The organism is Mesorhizobium sp. M7A.F.Ca.MR.176.00.0.0 (assembly GCF_004023165.1).
Classification (GTDB): Bacteria; Pseudomonadota; Alphaproteobacteria; order Rhizobiales; family Rhizobiaceae; genus Mesorhizobium.
Map to the genome: position 1 here is coordinate 1 of NZ_RZTC01000101.1, position 20,232 is coordinate 20,232.

At 62.4% G+C, this 20,232-nt stretch carries 16 protein-coding genes and 2 pseudogenes; 12 read left to right on the forward strand and 6 right to left on the reverse strand.

What is annotated here, in order from left to right; all coding sequences use genetic code 11:
* Positions 1–932 (reverse strand): annotated as a pseudogene (locus EOB59_RS26530) (ATP-dependent DNA helicase RecG); the annotation flags it as partial.
* A gap of 92 nt (positions 933–1,024) precedes the next feature.
* Between EOB59_RS26530 and EOB59_RS26535 the strand changes: the two are divergent.
* The 3 genes from EOB59_RS26535 (at position 1,025) to EOB59_RS26545 (ending at position 6,391) form a co-directional block, all read left to right on the forward strand.
* Positions 1,025–1,312 carry a succinate dehydrogenase assembly factor 2 gene (locus tag EOB59_RS26535; RefSeq protein WP_027036782.1) on the forward strand — a complete coding sequence of 96 codons (288 nt, stop codon included), beginning with the start codon at positions 1,025–1,027 and terminating at the stop codon, positions 1,310–1,312.
* Between the two features lie 71 nt (positions 1,313–1,383).
* Entirely contained in the window at positions 1,384–4,881 is a 3,498-nt protein-coding gene (mfd, locus tag EOB59_RS26540; RefSeq protein WP_128289580.1) for a transcription-repair coupling factor, read from the forward strand.
* A gap of 136 nt (positions 4,882–5,017) precedes the next feature.
* Positions 5,018–6,391, forward strand: coding sequence for a 3-deoxy-7-phosphoheptulonate synthase class II (locus EOB59_RS26545; protein ID WP_127272015.1), 1,374 nt, complete (start codon positions 5,018–5,020; stop codon positions 6,389–6,391).
* A 67-nt stretch (positions 6,392–6,458) separates the two neighbouring features.
* Here the strand turns inward: EOB59_RS26545 and EOB59_RS26550 are convergent, their stop codons facing one another.
* The 3 genes from EOB59_RS26550 to EOB59_RS26560 all read right to left on the reverse strand — a co-directional run bounded on the left by EOB59_RS26550 (position 6,459) and on the right by EOB59_RS26560 (position 8,730).
* Complete coding sequence (locus EOB59_RS26550; protein ID WP_127810535.1) at positions 6,459–7,226, reverse strand: RES family NAD+ phosphorylase; 768 nt, start codon at positions 7,224–7,226, stop codon at positions 6,459–6,461.
* A complete protein-coding gene (locus EOB59_RS26555) occupies positions 7,186–7,560 on the reverse strand; it encodes an MbcA/ParS/Xre antitoxin family protein (RefSeq protein ID WP_128289581.1) in 375 nt (124 codons plus the stop codon). The genes EOB59_RS26550 and EOB59_RS26555 overlap by 41 nt, the downstream gene beginning before the upstream one ends.
* A gap of 99 nt (positions 7,561–7,659) precedes the next feature.
* On the reverse strand, positions 7,660–8,730 hold the full coding sequence (locus EOB59_RS26560) for a diguanylate cyclase (protein WP_128289582.1): 1,071 nt from the start codon (positions 8,728–8,730) through the stop codon (positions 7,660–7,662).
* Between the two features lie 406 nt (positions 8,731–9,136).
* Here EOB59_RS26560 and EOB59_RS26565 point away from each other — a divergent pair, with 406 nt between their 5' ends.
* The 3 genes from EOB59_RS26565 to EOB59_RS26575 all read left to right on the forward strand — a co-directional run bounded on the left by EOB59_RS26565 (position 9,137) and on the right by EOB59_RS26575 (position 10,621).
* Complete coding sequence (locus tag EOB59_RS26565; RefSeq protein WP_128289583.1) at positions 9,137–9,553, forward strand: GFA family protein; 417 nt, start codon at positions 9,137–9,139, stop codon at positions 9,551–9,553.
* A gap of 81 nt (positions 9,554–9,634) precedes the next feature.
* The gene (locus EOB59_RS26570) at positions 9,635–9,994 is read left to right on the forward strand and encodes a diacylglycerol kinase (RefSeq protein ID WP_023810560.1); all 360 of its coding nucleotides are present in this window, start codon (positions 9,635–9,637) and stop codon (positions 9,992–9,994) included.
* Between the two features lie 186 nt (positions 9,995–10,180).
* A complete protein-coding gene (locus tag EOB59_RS26575) occupies positions 10,181–10,621 on the forward strand; it encodes a hemerythrin domain-containing protein (RefSeq protein WP_348639536.1) in 441 nt (146 codons plus the stop codon).
* A 3-nt stretch (positions 10,622–10,624) separates the two neighbouring features.
* Here EOB59_RS26575 and EOB59_RS26580 read toward each other — a convergent pair whose 3' ends face one another.
* Both EOB59_RS26580 and EOB59_RS26585 read right to left on the reverse strand, forming a co-directional pair.
* Positions 10,625–11,212: a DedA family protein gene (locus EOB59_RS26580; RefSeq protein ID WP_128289584.1), complete on the reverse strand. Its 588-nt coding sequence runs from the start codon at positions 11,210–11,212 to the stop codon at positions 10,625–10,627.
* Positions 11,209–11,772 carry a DUF1003 domain-containing protein gene (locus EOB59_RS26585; protein WP_127399050.1) on the reverse strand — a complete coding sequence of 188 codons (564 nt, stop codon included), beginning with the start codon at positions 11,770–11,772 and terminating at the stop codon, positions 11,209–11,211. Before EOB59_RS26585 ends, EOB59_RS26580 begins: the two co-directional genes overlap by 4 nt.
* A 92-nt stretch (positions 11,773–11,864) precedes the next feature.
* Between EOB59_RS26585 and EOB59_RS26590 the strand changes: the two genes are divergently transcribed.
* The 6 genes and pseudogenes from EOB59_RS26590 to gltX all read left to right on the forward strand — a co-directional run bounded on the left by EOB59_RS26590 (position 11,865) and on the right by gltX (position 20,165).
* On the forward strand, positions 11,865–12,581 hold the full coding sequence (locus EOB59_RS26590) for a DNA-3-methyladenine glycosylase I (protein ID WP_128289585.1): 717 nt from the start codon (positions 11,865–11,867) through the stop codon (positions 12,579–12,581).
* A gap of 130 nt (positions 12,582–12,711) precedes the next feature.
* The gene (locus EOB59_RS26595) at positions 12,712–14,388 is read left to right on the forward strand and encodes an NAD+ synthase (RefSeq protein WP_128289586.1); all 1,677 of its coding nucleotides are present in this window, start codon (positions 12,712–12,714) and stop codon (positions 14,386–14,388) included.
* A gap of 39 nt (positions 14,389–14,427) precedes the next feature.
* Entirely contained in the window at positions 14,428–14,838 is a 411-nt protein-coding gene (locus tag EOB59_RS26600; protein ID WP_127398669.1) for a GNAT family N-acetyltransferase, read from the forward strand.
* Between the two features lie 378 nt (positions 14,839–15,216).
* Positions 15,217–17,020 (forward strand): annotated as a pseudogene (locus EOB59_RS26605) (ABC transporter ATP-binding protein).
* Positions 17,021–17,251: 231 nt separating this feature from the next.
* Positions 17,252–18,457, forward strand: coding sequence for a hypothetical protein (locus tag EOB59_RS26610; RefSeq protein WP_245486765.1), 1,206 nt, complete (start codon positions 17,252–17,254; stop codon positions 18,455–18,457).
* A gap of 334 nt (positions 18,458–18,791) precedes the next feature.
* Positions 18,792–20,165: a glutamate--tRNA ligase gene (gltX, locus tag EOB59_RS26615; RefSeq protein ID WP_128289587.1), complete on the forward strand. Its 1,374-nt coding sequence runs from the start codon at positions 18,792–18,794 to the stop codon at positions 20,163–20,165.
* Positions 20,166–20,232 lie beyond the last annotated feature (67 nt).

The window sequence follows — 20,232 nt, forward strand, 5'->3', positions numbered from 1 at the left end:
ACGACCGTCTTGCCGGAGCCGACATCGCCCTGCAGAAGCCGCAGCATGCGCTCGGGATCAGCGAGGTCGGCATTGATTTCGGCCAGCGCAAACTCCTGGCTCGATGTCAGCGAATAGGGCAGTGCAGCCCGCAGTTTTTCGACGATGCGGCCGTCGCCGACCAGGGGACGCCCGGACAGCCTGCGGACTTTTGCCCGCACCAGCGCCAGCGAGACCTGGCCCGCCAGCAACTCGTCATAGGCGAGCCGCCGCCAGGCGGCGCCGTCGATGGAGACGTCGATCGGGTCGGCCGGATTGTGGATGCGGGCGAGCGCATCGGCAAAGGCCGCAAAGGTGTGCCGGCGCATGAAGGCGCCATCCTGCCATTCGGGAAATTCAGGCACGCGCGCCAGCGCCTGGCCGATCGCCCGGCGCAGCACCTTGCCCGAGAGCCCGGCTGTCAGGGGGTAGACCGGTTCGACCAGCGGCAGGTTTTCCGCCTCGCTGGCCAGCGCAATATGGTCGGGGTGGACCATGCTCGGGCGGCCATTGAACCATTCCATGCGGCCCGAGACCACGACATGCTCGCCCTCGGGCATCGCCTTTTCGAGATAGGAAGCGTGAGCATGGAAGAAGGTCAGCGCGATCTCGCCGGTGTCGTCATGGGCGAAGACGCGGTAAGGCACCGACCTGTTGCCGCGCGGCGGCGGCTGGTGGCGGTCGATGCGCACCCCCAGCGTCACGATTTGGCCTTCCGCGGATCCTGCGATGCCCGGGCGGCTGCGCCGGTCGATGACGGTGTGCGGCAGCACGAACAGAAGGTCGCCCGCGCGGGCGGGGCGGTCACCCAGATCGGCCGGGACAACCTTCTCGATCAGCGCGCCGACTTTCGGTCCGACGCCTGCAAGCGACGTGATCGGTACAAACAAGGGATCGAGGATGGTCGGGCGCATGATGTCAGCTTATGTTGCGATGGCGGCAGCGCAAGGCTGACAGCCCCTTCTATCCACGCTATATGCGCCGCAGCAAGCAAGGATGCGGCACGATGACCGGAACGACGAGATCAAGCGAGGGGCTCGACGTCCGCCGCCGCAAGCTTCTGTTTCGCTCCTGGCATCGCGGCATGCGCGAGATGGACCTGATCCTCGGCACTTTCGCCGACGCTGAGATCGGCGCCTTGACGGCTGAGGAAATCGACCAATATGAGAGGCTCCTCGACATTCCCGATACCGAATTCCTGCCCATGGTCACCGGCGAACGCCCGGTGCCGGCCGATATCGATTGTGCCGTCCTGCAAAAGATCCTGGCTTTCCGCCATTCTCTGACATTCTGAACACAAGCAATTCCAGGAAAAGTGCAAAGCGCTTCCCCTAGTGAATTGCGATAAAACAAGACCGTGATTTCATGAGCCTCATTCCCACCATCGGTTTGCCGAAAGACCGCGCCGGCCAGTTCATCGTCGACGGCGTCGCCGATGGCTATGAAGCCTTTGCGCTGGTGCAGGCGGCACTCGAGATCGCGCCCGACAAGCCGGTTCTGTTCGTCGCGCGCGACGGTCAGCGCCTGCCGGCGATCGTTGAGGCGCTGTCTTTTGCTGCCCCCGGCCTGCCGGTGCTGCAACTACCAGCGTGGGATTGTCTGCCCTACGACCGCGTCTCGCCCGGTTCGGATGCTGCCGCCAAGCGCCTCGATGCGCTGACCGTCATGATCGCTCTGGCGAAGAAGCCGCACCGCGCCGTCATCCTCACCACCGCCAATGCGCTGCTGCAACGCATTCCGCCGGCGGATCTCGTCGAGGCACAGACGTTCCACGCCAGGCCCGGCAACCAGATCGACATGAACGTACTGGTGTCGCGGCTGGAAACGTCCGGTTTTGAGCGCGTGCCGACCGTGCGTGGCATCGGCGAGTTCGCAGTGCGCGGCGGCATTCTCGACCTGTTCGCGCCCGGCTGGACCGAAGCACTCAGGCTCGACTTCTTCGGCGACACGCTGGAATCGATCCGTGTGTTCGACGCCGCCACGCAGCGCACCACCGGTCAGCGCAAGTCGATGGCGCTGCAGGCGATGAGCGAAGTGGCGCTGACGCCCGAAACCATCAGCCGCTTCCGCCGCTCCTACATCGAAGCTTTTGGCGCGCCACAGCGCGACGATGGGCTCTATGCGGCGGTCAGCGAAGGGCGTCGCTTCGCCGGCATGGAGCACTGGCTGCCGTTCTTCTACGAACGGCTGGAGACGGTGTTCGACTATCTGCCTGACACGCCTGTCATCTTCGACCATCTGGCGCATGAGGCGCTGGCCGAGCGCCACACGCTGATCCTCGATCACTACGAGGCGCGCAAGAAGCAGGCGGACGGTGCCTTGAAGGACGCCGTGCCCTACAAGCCGGTCGCACCGGACCTGCTCTATCTCTCCCCGGAAAACCTGATTGCCTCGCTCGGGCCGCGTGAAGCGATCGACTTCACGCCATTCGACGCGCCCGAAGTTGGCGCCAAGAAGGTCTATCACGCCGGCTCACGCCACGGCCGCAGCTTCGTCGAGGAGCGCGCCGATCGGAACGCCAATGTGTTCGATGTCGTCGTCAAACACATCGCCGATGAGCGCGCGGCGCGCCGCCGCGTCGTCATCGCCGGCTGGACCGAAGGCTCGCTCGACCGGCTTGGCCAGATCCTAGCCGAACACCATCTCGGCAACCTCAAGCAGGTGGCGACGCTGGCGGAAGCCGAAAAGCTCGAACCCGGTCAGGCGGCCCTGGCCGTGCTGCCGCTCGAATCCGGCTTCGAGACCGAAAAACTGGTCGTTGTCGCCGAACAGGACATTTTGGGCGACCGGCTGATCCGGCGTTCGAAACGCAAGAAGCGTCCCTCGGACTTCATTGCCGAGGCCTCGGCGCTGTCGGCCGGCGACATTGTCGTCCATGCCGATCATGGCATTGGCCGTTTCATCGGCCTGCGTACCATCGAAGCGGTCGGCGCACCGCATGACTGCCTTGAAATCCACTATGCCGGTGACGACCGGCTGTTCCTGCCGGTGGAAAACATCGAGCTTCTGTCGCGCTACGGTTCTGACACAGCCGAGGCGACGCTGGACAAGCTTGGCGGCGGCGCCTGGCAGTCGCGCAAGGCGCGACTGAAGAAGCGCCTGCTCGACATGGCCGGGCAGCTGATCCGCATCGCCGCCGAACGGCAGATGCGCTCCGCACCGCCACTGGTGCCGGCAGAAGGCCTCTATGGCGAGTTCGCGGCCCGCTTCCCCTATGAGGAGACCGACGACCAGCAGACGGCCATCGATTCGGTGCGCGACGATCTTGCTGCCGGCAAGCCGATGGACCGGCTGATTTGCGGCGATGTCGGCTTCGGCAAGACCGAAGTGGCGCTGCGTGCCGCCTTCATCGCGGCGATGGAAGGCTTTCAGGTGGCAGTTGTGGTGCCGACGACATTGTTGTCGCGCCAGCATTTCAAGACCTTTTCGCAGCGTTTCTCCGGCCTGCCGATCCGTGTCGGCCAGGCGTCGCGGCTGGTCGGCGCCAAGGAACTGGCCGAGACCAAGAAAGGCATCGCCGAGGGCCAGGTCGACATCGTCATCGGCACGCACGCGCTGCTTGGTTCCGCGATCTCGTTCAAGAACCTTGGCCTGCTGATCATCGACGAGGAGCAGCACTTTGGCGTCAAGCACAAGGAGCGGCTGAAGGATTTGAAGACCGACGTGCACGTGCTGACGCTCTCGGCGACACCGATCCCGCGCACGCTGCAACTGGCGTTGACCGGGGTGCGCGAGCTGTCGCTGATCGCCACGCCGCCAGTCGACCGAATGGCGGTGCGCACCTTCATCTCGCCGTTCGATCCCCTGGTCATCCGCGAGACGCTGCTGCGCGAGCGATATCGCGGCGGCCATTCCTTCTATGTGGTGCCGCGCATCAGCGATCTCTCGGAAATCCATGATTTCCTGAAGGAATCCGTGCCGGAGTTGAAGGTGGCGGTGGCACATGGCCAGATGCCGCCGGGCGAACTCGACGATATCATGAATGCCTTCTACGACGGCCAGTACGACGTGCTGTTATCGACGACCATCGTCGAATCCGGTCTCGACATCCCGACCGCCAACACGCTGATCATCCATCGCGCCGACATGTTCGGCCTGTCGCAGCTTTACCAGTTACGCGGTCGCGTCGGTCGCTCGAAGGTGCGCGCCTATGCGTTGTTCACGCTGCCGGCCAACCGCAAGCTGACCGACACCGCCGAGCGCCGGCTGAAGGTGCTGCAATCGCTGGATACGCTGGGCGCCGGCTTCCAGCTCGCCAGCCACGACCTCGATATCAGGGGCGCCGGCAATCTTCTCGGCGAAGAGCAGTCCGGCCACATCAAGGAGGTCGGCTTCGAACTCTACCAGCAGATGCTGGAGGAAGCCGTTGCCGAGGTGAAGGATTCCGGCGAGGTCCAGGATGGCGGCTGGTCGCCGCAGATTGCCGTCGGCACGGCGGTGATGATCCCGGAAAGCTATGTTCCGGACCTGCAGCTCCGGCTGGCGCTCTACCGCAGGCTTGGCGATCTCGAAAACACCGAGGAAATCGACGCTTTCGGCGCCGAGCTGATCGACCGCTTCGGCCCGCTGCCGGACGAGGTCAAGCATCTGCTCAAGATCGTCTTCATCAAGGCGCTCTGCCGCAAGGCCAATGTCGAGAAGCTCGACGCCGGGCCGAAGGGCGTCGTCATCCATTTCCGCAAGCGCGAATTCTCCAACCCGGTCGGGCTCGTCCGGTTCATCGGCGAGCAGGGCTCGCTGGCCAAGATCCGGCCGGACCACAGCGTCGTCTTCGTGCGCGATTGGCCAACCCCCGAGAAGCGATTGGCGGGCTCGGCGGTCATCATGACCCAGTTGGCGCGGCTGGTGGAGAAGGCGGCGTAGCCGGCCCAGGCCATTCGCCAGCGCTTGAATTCCGGTCTAGAATAGGAAATCGGCTTCGTGTATGGAGCCGCCATCCCATATAGGGGCGGGAAATGGCAGGCGAGGGTGCTTGCCGGAAAGAGCGTTGGGTGCAGCGATGACGAAATGGTCGCCGAATTCGTGGAGAGCAAAGCCGATCAAGCAGGTTCCTGCCTATCCGGACCTTGCCGCGCTGAAGAACACGGAGGCCCAGCTCGCAACCTTTCCGCCGCTGGTTTTTGCCGGTGAGGCGCGCAAGCTGAAGAAGCAGCTCGCTTCTGTCGCCGCCGGTGACGCATTCCTCCTGCAGGGCGGCGATTGCGCCGAGAGCTTCGCCGAGCATGGCGCGGACAACATCCGCGACTTCTTCCGTGTCTTCCTGCAGATGTCCGTGGTGCTCACCTTCGCCGGCGCGCAGCCGGTGGTGAAGGTTGGGCGCGTTGCCGGCCAGTTCGCCAAGCCGCGTTCGTCCGACAACGAGACCAAGGGCGAGGTGACGCTGCCCAGCTATCGCGGCGACATCATCAACGGCATCGAATTCGACCCGAAGTCGCGCATTCCGGATCCCGCCCGCCAGGAGATGGCGTACCGCCAGTCGGCGGCGACGCTCAACCTTCTGCGCGCCTTCGCGCAAGGCGGCTATGCCAGCCTGGAGAACGTGCACCGCTGGATGCTCGGCTTCGTGTCCGACAGCCCGCAGGGCGAAAAATACGAGTCTCTCGCCAACCGCATCACCGAGACGATGGACTTCATGAAGGCCGTCGGCATCACTTCGGAAACCAACTACGCGCTGCGCGAGACGGATTTCTACACCAGCCATGAGGCGCTGCTGCTCGGCTACGAGGAGGCACTGACGCGTGTCGATTCGACCTCTGGCGACTGGTATGCCACCTCGGGCCACATGATCTGGATCGGCGACCGCACCCGCCAGCCCGATCATGCGCATGTCGAATATTGCCGTGGGATCAAGAACCCGCTCGGGCTGAAATGCGGTCCTTCGCTGACGCCGGACGGCTTGCTGGAGCTGATCGACCTGCTCAATCCCGAGAACGAGCCCGGCCGGCTGACGCTGATCGCCCGCTTCGGTTCCGACAAGGTCGCCGACCATCTGCCGAAGCTGGTTCGCGCGGTGCAGAAGGAAGGCCGCTCCGTGGTGTGGTCGTCGGACCCGATGCACGGCAACACGATCGAGGCCGCCGGCTACAAGACGCGGCCGTTCGACCGCATTCTCAAGGAGGTCCAGACCTTCTTCGAGGTGCACCGCGCCGAAGGCACGCATCCGGGCGGCATCCATGTCGAAATGACCGGCAAGAACGTCACCGAATGCACCGGTGGCGCGCGCGCCATCACCGCCGAGGAATTGCAGGACCGCTACCACACCCATTGCGATCCGCGCCTTAACGCCGACCAGGCGATCGAACTGGCCTTCCTGGTCTCGGATCTGTTGAAGAAGAGCCACCCGGTGCAGCACAAGCAGGCGGTCAACGGCTAAGCGTGTTTCGGCTTGAACGTTGATAAAAAGAGCGCTGGAGAAATCCGGCGCTTTTCTTTTGGTTGATTCAGTGCCCGCGTTCCCAGCGCAAGTCGGCTAGACGGGGATCGGCAAAGGCGGTTCTGGCAAATTCGATCCGTTTTTCCGGAAATTCGCAGATCGCCTGCACGCCGAACGCGCCGAGGCGGATCCGCCAGGTCTGCGGCTCCATCGGCTTGGCCTTGGCAAAGCCGCGGCAGGTCAGCAGCGCAATGTTGGCGCCCTTGGGGTCACGTGCCGAGCGGTAGCGGATCGCCTCCAGCCCGGCTTCGCGGGCGGTATCGGCAATGGCTTGGCAAGCGGCATAGTCGGTCGGATGTGCCCATGCAGCGGCGTCACGATCGAGCGGCGGCCGGGTGAGATCGATTGCTCCAGCGCATTTGATTGCGGCGGCAAAGGCCGTGTATTCGGCGGCGTCGCTTGGCCATGGTGTTCCGGGCGACTCGGCAAAGAACAGCAGCCGGTAGAAGGCCATTTCGGCAACCGCGGTCATCATGGTCTCGGCCGCATAGTAGACGCCCTTGGTCCTGCCGGCGCGGCGGAAACGCGAACCGTGCGGATAGACCGAGCCGTAGCGAAAGGGCGTCGCCAGGAGATAGTGGAGATGGCGGCATTCAATTGGGATTTGCGGCTTGGTTTCCTCGATCAGGTCTTCGAGCATCGCCTGCTCGTCGAGCGTGTCGACGATTTTCAGCGTCGAGACATGGTGCTGCGCTTCGACCATGCGCCAGTATTTGCCGTCGATGCCGACGGTCTCAGACGAGAGCGCGTCGGGAGTCCAGATAGGCAATGACATCGACGAGCCCGGTGATGGTGAGGATTTTTTCAAGCGGAGCGGCGTCGAACGCCGCGTTGACGTTCTTCAGCCATGCCCGGGCGACGACCGCGTCGCCGCCGACAATGGCATCGAGCGAGCGGAACAGCCTGACGAACAGCACGGCAAGCTCGAATGGCTTGGTGCCGCGCTCGAGCAGGAATTCGTCCCTGCGCATGCGCGAAACCGTGGCCTCCGAAACACCGATCACCGAGGCCAGCATCCTGGCGGTGATGTCCAGCAGATCGGCCGCGCGCAGCGTGGCCTTGGTCAGCACTGCGTTTTCGGCTGTCTTGGCAGCGGTTTGAGGTTGCATCGCGGCCCTTCCTATTTCTGTGGAAAATATAGGCCACAAAAATTCATATGGAAAGGGGCGGATGCAAAACAATCCGCCGAAGCGATCGACGGAAGAAGCTCAGTCCTTCTTGTAGAGCAGCCAGCTCTTGCCGGCCCGGCCTGCCATCGTCGAGTGCTTGGTGACCCGGTTGCGGCCGCTGACCTTGGAGCGATAGAGCGCCCGGTCGGCCTTGGTGTAGAGATCTTCGGGTCCTTCGGCTTCGGAAGCCATGCAGATACCCATCGAGACGGTGACGGTGCCGTAATTCGCGCCGGTCTGGCTGCTGGTGAACGGCGTCTGCTCGATCAGGGCACGAATACGCTCTGCGACGTCATAGGTGGCGTCCTCGCTGGCGCCCTCGATGATCAGCGCGAACTCCTCGCCGCCGGTGCGGGCAACGAACATGTCGCCGCGAATGCTGGTCTGGAAAATATCGGCGATGCTCTGGATGATCTTGTCGCCGACCGGATGGCCATAGCGGTCGTTGATATCCTTGAAGCGGTCGATGTCGACAAGAACCAGGGCGTTGAACAGGATACCCCTGTTGCTGTTGTAGATCCTGGTGATCTCCTTGTCGAAGGCGCGCCGATTCCAGATATGCGTCAACGGATCGGTGTCGGCCAGCCGCTTGTACTCCTCAAGCTTCGACTTGACGCTTTCGAGTTCGGCCGTCTTGTCGCTGAGCGTCGAGGCCACCTGCCGGCCGTGATCGATCGTCGAATTGGTGGCAACCGCCATGGCGTTGGCGATCTTCTGCAGGAGATCCTGGGAGAGAAGGCTGCGGCCGCTGAGGCCGCTCGATGTCTCATCGAGGATCCTGCCGTATTTCTCGATGTGGCTGCGCTCGCTCCGCAGCAGCGAAGCAACCTCCTCGAGCTCCCTGGCAATGACGTCTCTGGCATGCTCGACTATGCCAGGGCCATGGTTGTGGGCAAAGAAAGTGCGCCCGATCTGATCCAGTTCATCCTGTGTCGGCCGGCTGGTCAGCGAAACGACGGCCAGGCTGAGTTCACGATTGGTGCCGCTCAGGGCCTCATAGAAGATCTCGTAATTGCGCGGCAGGCCGAGCACGCCCAATTGGCGCATTGTCGCGACAACAGTGGCTGCGATGTCGGTGCTTCGTTCGGTCGGGACAGCTGCCGGCTGCATCTTGGTTCTTCCCCTCGGATCCTCCGCGGAATTCGCGGTTTCCCTTTGTCGCCGAGCCCTGGGGAATGCGACCGACGCTTCGAACAACTTGCGAAGGGATGCGTCCCCACCCACGGCCTTCGCTTGCAGGTGACCATAAATGCGCCGTCGCTAAAGTTTCCTTAACTGGCAGAGGTTCAGCGGGTTTTCTCTGTCTGCGGGCTGTAAAAGCCTTAGTCCGTGCATCCAACAGTTGGAAACAACGCCGGTGCGGCGGCTTGAATTCGCGATTCGCACATCGCACTCTTGAAAATGAAACCGAATTTCGGATTCTCCACGCCAGCACATGTCGCATTTGCTTGCGTGCTTGCGCGGCAAAGCTGGAATCCTAAGCCATGCCCGGCACTTTTCTTCAAGGAGGATCGACGTGAGTGATGGTCACCAGGGATCGTGTCTGTGCGGAGCCGTCCGCTTCAGAACGAACGGGGCGCTGCGTGGCGTCGTCTATTGCCATTGCTCGCAATGCCGCAAGCAGAGCGGACATTTCTATGCCGCGACCAATGTTGCCAACGCCGACATCGTGATCGAGGGCACGGAAAGTATCACCTGGTACGAAGCCTCTACCTTCGCCAGGCGTGGGTTCTGCAAGGCATGCGGATCGGTGCTGTTCTGGAAGCCGCGAGACCAGGACTACGTTTCGGTCATGGCGGGATCGTTCGACAAGCCGACAGGTCTTGAGGGGGAATGCCATACCTTCGTCGGTGATAAGGGCGACTATTATTCGATCGACGACGGGCTGCCACAGTTTGAAAAGTCGACACCGTCCATACCGGTTGCTGAATGAATCTTGGACAAGTCACCTTATTCCATTGATCTGGCCAGCCATTGCATTATCCCGTGCCGGTGATTCGCAAAGGGGTTTGGCATGCAGCGGCTGATCGATGCTTATTTCAATTCGGTGCGGGCGTTTCGCAAGCTGGCCACCAGCGAGAAGGCTTTCCAGCAGGAGCTGATGCTGCTGGCGCTTGCCTTGCCGCTCGGCTGGTTCGTTTCGATCTCGTGGCGCGGTTATGCCTTGCTGATCGGCGCGGTGCTGCTCCTGATCATGGTCGAAGTGCTGAACACCGGCATCGAGGCGGCATGCGACGCTTTCAGCCGCGAGTTCAATGTCGATATCCAGTTGGCCAAGGATTGCGGTTCGCTGGCGGTGCTGATTTCGGTGCTCATCGTCGCCGGCGTCTGGGGCATCGCCATTATCGAGCGGATCACCGGGCTACCGATCTAGCCTTTCGATGCCTATATGCCAGTCACCAAAGGAGACTGTCATGGCCAGGGCCGCCAATTTTCTGCGTCTCGAACGCGTGGGCCTGCCGGATGATCTGCGCTGGCTGGCCGAGAAATATCCCGTGAAAACTGGCAGGACCATGCCAACATCCACGGCATCGCCAATATGTGGCTGCAGCGGCACGACATGTTCCGCGAACTTGGCGGCATGCTGGCCAACGGCATCGGCGACTACCGTGAGGGACGGCTGACGGCGCCTGATTTCGCGCGCTGGTTCGCGCCCCGCCTCAATCATTTTCTAGGCAACCTCGACGGTCACCACAACGTCGAGGATTATCAATATTTTCCGGTCTTCGCCAAGGCCGAGCCCCGTTTGAAGCACGGCTTCGAGATTCTCGATGCCGACCATCACACCATCCATGAAGGGCTGGAGCGTAATGCCGAGGCGGCCAATGCGTTCATCAAGACGCTTCAGGAGAGCGAAGACAGACAGCGCTTCGCCGCCGACGCCTATGCCGACGAAAACAGCCGGCTGATCGCCATGCTGACAAGGCATCTTGCCGACGAGGAAGACCTGATCATCCCGCTTATCCTCGATCGGGGGGATCAGGCGCTCGGCGTGGATTGACGATCAGCCCTCCCTGGCGCGTTCCTTGCTGGCGATGTGACGGGCGACGAGCCATGCCAGAACGGCCACGGTCAAGCCGATGCCAAGCCCGATCAGCAACCGTTCGTTATGCATCAACGCCTGGCCGATGACGTGCTCGGCGCCAAGTCCAAAGGCATAACCGATCGTGCCGAACAGTACCGCCCAGACCGCCGATGAAAGCGCGTTGAGGATGACGAAGCGCGGCGCGGCGATGTTGGAAAGCCCGGCTGCAATGCCGCCGACGAGGCGCATGCCGTAGATATAGCGGTTGGACAGCACGAAAATGTCGGGATGGGTGTTGAGCAGCCGAAAGGCGCGGCGGAAGCCGGGCCGTTTGCGCAATCTGACGACATAGGGATGGTCGGCGAAGCTTCGTCCGAGGATGAAGAAGAAAATATCGCCGACGAAGGCGCCGAGCGCGGCCGCAAGAACCGCGTGCCACAGGACGAAGACCTGCTGGTGGGCGAAGAAACCGCCAAGAATGGCGGCACTTTCGCCCTCCGCGACACAGCCGATAAAGACCGCGAGCAGCCCGTATTGTTCGATGAAATGATGGATCGCGTCGGTCATGAAGCCGACTGCTGCGAAGACAGCCTTTCGTCGATCCGCTTGATCATTTCGGTCAGTTGCACGATCTCGTCGCGTATACCGAGGATCTGGCCGTGGCGCAGTTCATCCAGCTTTTCATGCAGCGCCATGATCTCGATCTCGGCTTTCAGGTTGACCTCGTAATCGTGGGCGGCGTCGATGCGGTCGCGTTCGGTCTGGCGGTTCTGCGCCATCATGATCACCGGCGCCTGCAAGGCGGCGACCATCGACAGAACGAGATTGAGGAAGATGAAGGGGTAGGGATCGAAGGCGTCACGCGACAGCAGCCAGACATTGGCTGATGTCCACAGGATCAGAAAGGCGATGAAGGTCAGGATGAAGGACCATGACCCACCGATGCGGGCGATCGTGTCGGCGAGCCGGTCGCCGAAGGTCTGGTGGAAGGCGACGGCCTTGTTGGTGTCGCGCGAGATGGTGGTGCGTTCGAGCGTCGATTGCAGCACCCGGCTTTCGAGATGGCTGAGGCCGTCCGGCCGCCGCTTGAGCCAGCGGTTCGCCAGGTCGTCGATCGTCTTGTTCATGGCCATCTCCAGGGTCTTTGGCTTGCCGTAAGAGGTAGAGGCTGCCGGCTCACACGGGAAGTGTTAGATTGATTCCAGTTGCCGAGGGACCAATGGCCGATTTCAAGAAAATTCGCGCACGCGCCGCAAAACGCAAGGGCGGCGAAGAGGAACTGACGTCGCTGCTGGGTCCGGCGCCTGACAATGCCGCCGTGGCTGACATCGCCGATGACCGCATTCTCTCTGTTATGGCCGAACGCGTCTTCGCCGCCGGTTTCGTCTGGCGCGTCATCGAGCAGAAATGGCCGGGCTTCGAGGAGGCGTTTCTGCGCTTCGAGCCGAAGCGGCTGTTGTTCCAGCCCGATGATTTCTGGCACGATCTGACGGCCGACCAGCGCATCGTGCGCAACCCGCAGAAGATCAGATCCGTGCGCGACAACGCCGCCTTCGTCGAGCGCGTGTCGAAGGAATATGGCGGCTTCGGCCAATTCCTTGCAAACTGGCCGGCGGACGACCAGGTCGGGCTGATGGCCTGGCTCGGCAAGCATGGCAGCCGGTTGGGCGGCAATACGGGCCAGTATTTCCTGCGCTGGCTGGGTTGGGATGCGTTCGTCATCTCGGGCGATATGGCCGCGGCGTTGCGCGACGCCGGCCTCGACATCGCCGAAAGCCCGACTTCGAAGAAGGACCTGGAAAAGATCCAGAGGCAAATCAACCAATGGGCAGCGGAGACGCATCTGCCGCGCCGGCATATTTCACGCATCCTGGCGATGTCGATCGGCGAGAATCATTCGCCGCAAGCGTTGCGCGAATATATGGGCGACGACTGAGACCCGGCTCGTCTCGCCACGATTGAAGTAGGTCGATCGGTCCGTACACGATTGACCTACGTCATTCGGTCCGAATTGGTCCAAACGAACGCCATTGCCCGGGCAATTTTGCCGCGCTAAGTCAGCAGGCATGACCAAGAAGCTCGACATCCTGCGCATCGCCGTCGCCCAGCTCAATCCGACTGTCGGCGACATATCAGGCAATCTCGCCAAGGCCCGCGAGGCGAGGGCGGATGCCGCACGCCAAGGCGCCGATCTCGTGCTCTATACCGAGCTTTTCCTCGCCGGCTACCCGCCGGAGGATCTGGTGCTGAAGCCGGCCTTTTTGAAAGCCTGCGAAAAGGCGGCACAGGACTTTGCCGCCGACACCGCGGATGGCGGTCCCGGCGTCATCATCGGCACGCCGTTGAAGCGCAAGAGCGGCACGCACAATTCGATCGTCTTCGCCGATGGCGGCAAGATCATCGCCGAACGCTACAAGCTCGATCTGCCGAACTACGGCGAGTTCGACGAGAAGCGCGTCTTCCAGGCTGGACCCGAGATCCAGGGGCCGGTCAATTTCCGCGGCGTGCGCATCGGAGTTCCGATCTGCGAGGACATCTGGGGCGACGTCGATATCTGCGAGTCGCTGGCCGAAAGCGGGGCGGAAATCCTGCTGGTGCCGAACGGCTCGCCCTATTATCGCGCCAAGATCGATGTCCGCCACCAGGTCGTCATCCGCCAGGTCATCGAATGCGGGCTGCCGATGATCTATGCCAACCAGCTTGGCGGGCAGGACGAGTTGATCTTCGACGGCGCGTCGTTTGCCATTGGCGCCGACAAGACGCTTGCCTTCCAGATGAGCCAGTTCGAGGAAGCGGTCGACATCACCACCTGGAAGAGACAAGGGGATCACTGGATCTGCTCGGAAGGGCCGATGTCGAAAATCCCGGACCGGGAGGAGGCCGACTATCGCGCCTGCATGTTGGGCCTGCGCGACTACGTCAACAAGAACGGCTTCAAGAATGTGGTGCTTGGTCTGTCCGGCGGCATCGATTCGGCGATCTGCGCGGCGCTCGCCGTCGATGCGCTCGGCGAGGAACGCCTGCGCGCCGTCATGATGCCCTATCGCTACACCTCGAAGGACTCGCTGAAGGATGCCGAGGATTGCGCCCGGGCGCTCGGCTGCCGCTACGACATCGTGCCGATCTTCGGGCCGGTCGAAGGGTTTCTGCACGCGCTGACGCAGATGTTCGAAGGCACCAAGGAAGGCATCACCGAGGAGAATTTGCAGAGCCGGGCGCGCGGCACCATCCTGATGGCGATCTCCAACAAGTTCGGCTCGATGGTCGTCACCACGGGCAACAAGAGCGAGATGTCGGTCGGCTACGCAACCCTCTATGGCGACATGAATGGCGGCTTCAATCCGATCAAGGACCTTTACAAGATGCAGGTCTACGCGCTGTCGCGCTGGCGCAACAGCCACGTGCCGCCGGGCGCGCTCGGGCCCTCGGGCGAGGTGATCCCGAAAAACATCATCGACAAGGCGCCATCGGCGGAATTGCGCGAGAACCAGACCGACCAGGATTCGCTGCCCCCCTATCCGGTGCTGGACGACATCCTCGAATGCCTGGTGGAAAATGAGATGGGTGTCGACGACATCGTCGCGCGCGGCCATGACCGGGCGACGGTGACGCGCATCGAGCACCTGCTCTACATCGCAGAATACAAGCGGCGGCAGGCGGCGCCGGGCGTGAAGATCACCAAAAAGAATTTTGGCCGCGACCGCCGCTATCCCATCACCAACCGGTTCAGGGATCGCAGCTAGGTACCGAAAGCGCGCGCGGCGGTGCGGTCGGAGACAGCCATGCCCGATTGTGAGATCAGCTTCGACATGTCACGGATCGATTTCCGCGCGACATCGGGCCTGTTGATGGCAAGCTATTGGGGCGCCGGACGCACTGACGAAGTCCATCGCCGCGCCTTTGCCAATTCGCTTTGCGTCGGCGCTTATGTCGATGGCAGGCAAGTCGGCTTCGGCCGCGCGATCACCGACCGCACGGTGTTCGCCTATCTCGCCGACATCATCATCTGGCCCGGGCATCGCGGGCAAGGCATAGGCAGCCGGCTCGTCCAGGCCCTTATCGATCATCCTGAAGTCAGGACTGTTTTCCACTGGAGCCTGTCGACCAGCGACGCACACGGCGTCTATGAGAAGCTTGGGTTCAAGCCATCGACCGATGGCCGCTACATGCGCTTGGATCGCATTCCTGAATGAGGCGCGCGGCTTGCTCCGTTGTTGCAAAATAATCGCAGTGGTTGGACCAGATACACTTTTGGCGTGAACTCGTCTTGGCGATACATCGGAGCGTCTCTATAAGGACACCTCCGCAATTGTCTTGCGGGAGGTCCGAATGGCAGTATTTCACATGGTAATGCGAGGCCGCGAAGCCTAGGTCTCATCCGGCGCTCCGCGAAGGTTTCCCCTTCGTGCCGATGCCGGACCGAGCACAGGCTTATGCCGATGCCGATCGCCGCCCGATTTGGGCGATACGCCAAATATGCCACTCCGCTTCCGGGCACTCATTGGCTCCTTGCGCGGCTTCTTCAATTTTCGACCTACTGGGATCGGGCTCGTTTGTGCCCGAATGACATCATGGCTCGTTTCAAGATCGATTTGCGCGCGAGCGCCTTTCGCAGCGTTCTTGGCTTCACGCTCACTCATTGGCGGCGTCAGCCCTGGCGGCTCTCGCTCATCATGGGCAGCTTCCTGCTGTCGACGCTGGCCGATGTGCTGACGCCGCTCTACTCCGGCCGGCTGGTCGACGCCGTCGCCAGCAGCGCCGGCGCTGACGCCTGCCTGGAATGCCGCGATGACGGCGTTCTCGATGTTGATGGCGCTGGCGCTGGCCGGCGTCGTGTTGCGCAACCTGGCGTTCATGGGAATCGTCGAGCTGACGTTGAAGATGATGGCCGACATCGCCGCCGATGCTTTCCATCGCGTCCAGCGCTTTTCCACCGACTGGCATGCCAACAGCTTTGCCGGCTCGACGGTGCGCAAGGTGACGCGCGGCATGTGGGCTCTCGACCTGCTCAACGACACCATCCTCATCGCGCTGCTGCCGTCAATCGTCATGCTGGTCGGCTCGACATTGCTGCTTGGCTGGTTCTGGCCGTTGATGGGGGCGGTCGTTGCTGCCGGTTCGGTGCTGTTCATCACGGTGACGGCGCTGCTGTCACTTGGCTATGTCGCGCCGGCGGCAAGGCTCGCCAACACCTGGGATACCCGCCTCGGCGGCTCGCTGGCCGACGCGGTCAGCTGCAACGCCGTGGTCAAGGGCTTTGGCGCCGAGGAGCGCGAAGAACGCCGACTGGCCAAGGTCGTCGCCAAATGGCGTGCGCGCACACGGCGCACCTGGGTGCGCGGCACCATCAACGGCACCACGCAAGGGGTGCTGCTGCTGGTCATGCGCGCCACGGTGATCGGCCTGGCGCTGATGCTGTGGTCGTGGGGGCAGGCGAGCGCCGGCGACGTTGCCTTCGTGCTGACCTCGCTCTTCGTGCTGCAGGGCTATCTCAGGGATATCGGCACGCATATCCGCAATCTGCAGCGCTCCATCAACGATATGGAAGAGCTGGTCGATTTCCAGTCCGAACCGCTCGGCATCGAGGACCGGCCCGGTGCCAAGCCGATCCGGATCACCGAAGGACGGATCAGCTTTGACAACGTCACCTTTCACTATGGCCATCACCGATCGGCGCTTTACCGCGACTTTTCGGTCGATATCGCGCCGGGTGAGCGCGTCGGGCTGGTCGGCCATTCGGGGTCGGGCAAGACGACCTTCGTCAAGCTTATCCAGCGGCTCTATGATGTGAATGCGGGGAAAATACTGGTCGACGGCCAGGACATCTCGCAGGTGGCGCAAGCCTCGCTACGCGGGCAGATCGCCATCGTTCAGCAGGAGCCCATCCTGTTCCACCGGTCGCTGGCCGAAAACATCGCCTATGCCAGGCCGAGTGCGACGCAAGATGAGATCGAGCATGCCGCGAAGCTGGCGAGCGCGCATGACTTCATCACCAACCTGCCGAAGGGCTATGGTACGCTGGTCGGCGAACGCGGCGTGAAACTGTCGGGCGGCGAGCGTCAGCGCGTGGCGATCGCACGCGCCTTCCTTGCCGATGCGCGCATCCTGATCCTCGACGAGGCGACATCGAGCCTCGATTCGGAATCGGAGGTGCTGATCCAGCAGGCGATGGAGCGGCTGATGGTCGGCCGCACGACGCTGGTCATCGCGCACCGGCTTTCGACGGTGAGGGCGCTGGACCGGCTGCTGGTCTTCGATCGCGGCAACATCGTCGAGGAAGGCTCGCATGATGAACTGATCCGGCTGAAAGGCGGCATCTACCGCCGCCTGTTCGAGCGCCAGGCATTGGAACTGACCAAGGGACTTGTGAGCTGAATTGAGGCGGCCTCCAGCTTCGGCCGGAGGCCGCCTCTGTCCGGCACGGTCAGCCCAGCGGGCTGGAGCAGGGCATGCGATCGCAAGGCCGCGGCCAACCCGCCGATCAGCGCAGTGATGCTGGCCGACTTGATTTGCCTGTGAAGCCCTGTCCGGATAGTAAGTCTTGAGACCTCTGTTCATCATACTGACCGAGATACGTTGTTTCTACCATTGGTTGATATATATCCGATGGAGGGCAACCCACGGACGTTCTTCACGATGCATCTTTCTGCAAATGCCGAGGAGAAGTTGGCTGCGCCGTCAGTGCTGGAATCTCAGCATGGCTCGGTTCGGCCGCTGGCTGCCGAAGATCTCGAGCGCGTCGCCGCACTCTTCCTGACGAAGTTTCGCCGACGGCGCCGTCACCTCCTCGATCGCGCGATCGCCGAGACGGCCGCGTATATGAGAGAGATTTATCTCGACCCTGCCGGCCACTCCGGTGAAAGCAACGCTCTTGTCCAGATCAACCGGCAGGGTCGTCTGGGTGGATTCCTCGGCGTTCTGAAAGCCCGCTACGAGCTCAATGGAGCGCCATTGAATGCGGCGATCATCGGGCCGCTCATGGCCGACCCCGGCGCCGATGACGGCTCGGCCGGACCCCAATTGCTGCGTGCCTTGCATCAAGGCGAATTCGATCTGCAGCTGACCGATTCGGCCAACCGGACATCCTTGGCCTTCGCGCGCCCGATGAAGTACCAACTCCTTCCTGTGCATTGTCTGGGATGGACATATGTTTTCCGGCCGGCGGCGATGGCCGCCTCCGCACTGCACCGTAAATGGCCTGGCCTGCCTCGCCTTGTACTCGATCCATGCGCAAGAGCATTCGATGCTCTCGCGAAGAAAAGGTTCGAGCCGCCGGTCCTCCATTCATCGTCGCATCGCACCCATCGTGAGCCGATCGATGCCGTTCAATTTGCCGAGAAGCTGCCGACCCTCCTGTCTGGTTACGCTCTTCGGCCGAGTTGGAAGGATGGGGAACTTGCACGGCTGCTTGCGCTGGCGGCCGAGAAGCGGGCCGACGGCCCCCTTCATTTCGGTGGGACCTACGACGAAACGGGCAACATGCTCGGTTGTTATGCCTTCTATGGTCAAGCCGGCGGCGTGGCGAACCTGTTGCAGATCCAGGCATCCGGATTGCACTGGGGCGCGACGCTGGATGCGCTTGTCGCCGCCGCATGGGAGATGGGCTGCGTGGGCATCACCGGACAGACGCAGACCAAATTCATACCTCAACTCTTTGGCTACAAGAATGTCTTCTTCCGCTATGCCGGTGGAACAATGGTCCGCTCGCGGATCGCCGAGGTCACGGAAGCGGTCCGCTCCGGCGACATCTTTATCGGTGGATTGGTGGGCGACCGCTGGACCCGCCTCAGTTCCGATGATTTCGGCCGCTGATCGCCTTCAAGCGCTACAACTTGGGTTAATGGGTTCCTTCGGAGCCTTCGCCGACGCGTTGGCTGACGGAGCATCAAACGAAAAACCCGCCTGTGCGGCGGGTCGCTGGCGCAAATCAGCACCATAGCCAAATATGTACCATAGCTGAGGGCACCGAGTCAAGAAAAAATTCCTATCGTGAAAAGCTGCCGGCACAAAATGGGCACCGCCGGCCTGGGCGCAGTCGGAGGCGTCCACCGTCCGGTCTTTTCATTCCAGCCGCCATGTTCTATGTCTGCCGGCCAGCGCGGGGGCGCATCTTGTCAACCACAAAAGCATCCGGTACGCCCCGTTCATGACAGTTACCGTTCGTTTCGCCCCGTCGCCGACCGGCCGCATTCATATCGGCAATGCGCGCACGGCGCTGTTCAACTGGCTGTTTGCCATGAACAACAAGGGCCGATTCATCCAGCGCTTCGACGACACCGACATTGCGCGCTCGAAGCAGGAGTTTTCCGACGCCATCCTCTACGACCTGCATTGGTTGGGCATTTTTCCCGACGCCACCGAGTACCAGTCGCGGCGCTTCGAAGTCTATGACGCGGCGGTCGAGAGGCTGAAGACGGCAGGCGTTCTCTATGCCTGCTATGAAACGCCGGAGGAACTCGATCTCAGGCGCAAGGTGCGCCGCACGCGCGGCCTGCCGCCGGTCTATGGCCGGGAGGCGCTGACGCTGACGCACGAGCAGATCGCCGAGTACCAGGCCGATGGCCGCCAGCCGCACTGGCGTTTTCTCCTCCCCAATTTCTCAGGCGATCCACAACAGCCGGAACGCACCGAAATCCACTGGAACGACCTGGTGCGCGGCGAGGAAACCGTCGATCTGGCTTCGCTTTCCGATCCGGTCCTGGTGCGCGAGGACGGCACTTATCTCTACACACTGCCTTCTGTCGTCGACGACATCGAGATGGGCGTCAGCCATGTCATCCGCGGCGACGACCACGTCACCAACACCGGCGTGCAGATCGCCCTGTTCCAGGCGCTGGCTGCCGAGCCGCCAGTGTTCGGCCACCATAATCTCCTGACCACCGCATCGGGCGAGGGCTTGTCGAAGCGCACCGGCGCGCTCTCGATTGAAAGCCTGCGCGAGGACGGCATCGAGCCGATGGCCGTCGCATCATTGGCCGTCCTGGTAGGCACTTCGGAGAATGTCGCGGCGGTGCCGACGATGGGCGAACTCGCCGAACGCTTCGATCCGGCGGCGACATCGAAATCCGCCGCCAAGTTCGATCCGGACGAGCTGTTCGTGCTCAACCGGTCGCTGCTGCACCACATGCCGTTCGCCGAGGCACAAGACCGTCTGATCGTGCTCGGCGTCTCTGGCGAGCAGGCCGAACCGTTCTGGCTGGCGGTGCGCGGCAATCTCGACAGGCTGGCCGATGCGGTCAACTGGTGGCGTATCCTGCGCGACGGACCGCAGGAGAAGCCGGAATTTTCCGATGACGATCGCGATTTCCTTCGACAGGCCTTCGATCTGCTGCCGGAGGAACCTTGGAGCGCGACGATCTGGAAGGACTGGACGGGCAAGATCAGGGAAGCGACCGGCCGCAAGGGCAAGGCGTTGTTCATGCCGCTCAGAGCAGCCCTTACCGGACTGCCTTCGGGGCCGGAGCTTGCAGATCTATTGCCGCTGATGGGTCGGGAAGGAACGTTGGCCCGACGACCCTGACCTTGCGCTGTTCCGGCGGCAGCGCGGACACCGGCGACGTCACCGGCTTGGCGGAAACCCGCTTGAT

Bases quoted from the DNA above. Each gene is read 5' to 3' on its own strand.
- EOB59_RS26535 (WP_027036782.1), top strand. From the start codon at position 1,025: ATGACCGGAACGACGAGATCAAGCGAGGGGCTCGACGTCCGCCGCCGC.
- mfd (WP_128289580.1), top strand. From the start codon at position 1,384: ATGAGCCTCATTCCCACCATCGGTTTGCCGAAAGACCGCGCCGGCCAG.
- EOB59_RS26545 (WP_127272015.1), top strand. From the start codon at position 5,018: ATGACGAAATGGTCGCCGAATTCGTGGAGAGCAAAGCCGATCAAGCAG.
- EOB59_RS26550 (WP_127810535.1), bottom strand. From the start codon at position 7,226: ATGTCATTGCCTATCTGGACTCCCGACGCGCTCTCGTCTGAGACCGTC.
- EOB59_RS26555 (WP_128289581.1), bottom strand. From the start codon at position 7,560: ATGCAACCTCAAACCGCTGCCAAGACAGCCGAAAACGCAGTGCTGACC.
- EOB59_RS26560 (WP_128289582.1), bottom strand. From the start codon at position 8,730: ATGCAGCCGGCAGCTGTCCCGACCGAACGAAGCACCGACATCGCAGCC.
- EOB59_RS26570 (WP_023810560.1), top strand. From the start codon at position 9,635: ATGCAGCGGCTGATCGATGCTTATTTCAATTCGGTGCGGGCGTTTCGC.
- EOB59_RS26575 (WP_348639536.1), top strand. From the start codon at position 10,181: ATGTTCCGCGAACTTGGCGGCATGCTGGCCAACGGCATCGGCGACTAC.
- EOB59_RS26580 (WP_128289584.1), bottom strand. From the start codon at position 11,212: ATGACCGACGCGATCCATCATTTCATCGAACAATACGGGCTGCTCGCG.
- EOB59_RS26585 (WP_127399050.1), bottom strand. From the start codon at position 11,772: ATGAACAAGACGATCGACGACCTGGCGAACCGCTGGCTCAAGCGGCGG.
- EOB59_RS26590 (WP_128289585.1), top strand. From the start codon at position 11,865: ATGGCCGATTTCAAGAAAATTCGCGCACGCGCCGCAAAACGCAAGGGC.
- EOB59_RS26595 (WP_128289586.1), top strand. From the start codon at position 12,712: ATGACCAAGAAGCTCGACATCCTGCGCATCGCCGTCGCCCAGCTCAAT.
- EOB59_RS26600 (WP_127398669.1), top strand. From the start codon at position 14,428: ATGCCCGATTGTGAGATCAGCTTCGACATGTCACGGATCGATTTCCGC.
- EOB59_RS26610 (WP_245486765.1), top strand. From the start codon at position 17,252: ATGGAGGGCAACCCACGGACGTTCTTCACGATGCATCTTTCTGCAAAT.
- gltX (WP_128289587.1), top strand. From the start codon at position 18,792: ATGACAGTTACCGTTCGTTTCGCCCCGTCGCCGACCGGCCGCATTCAT.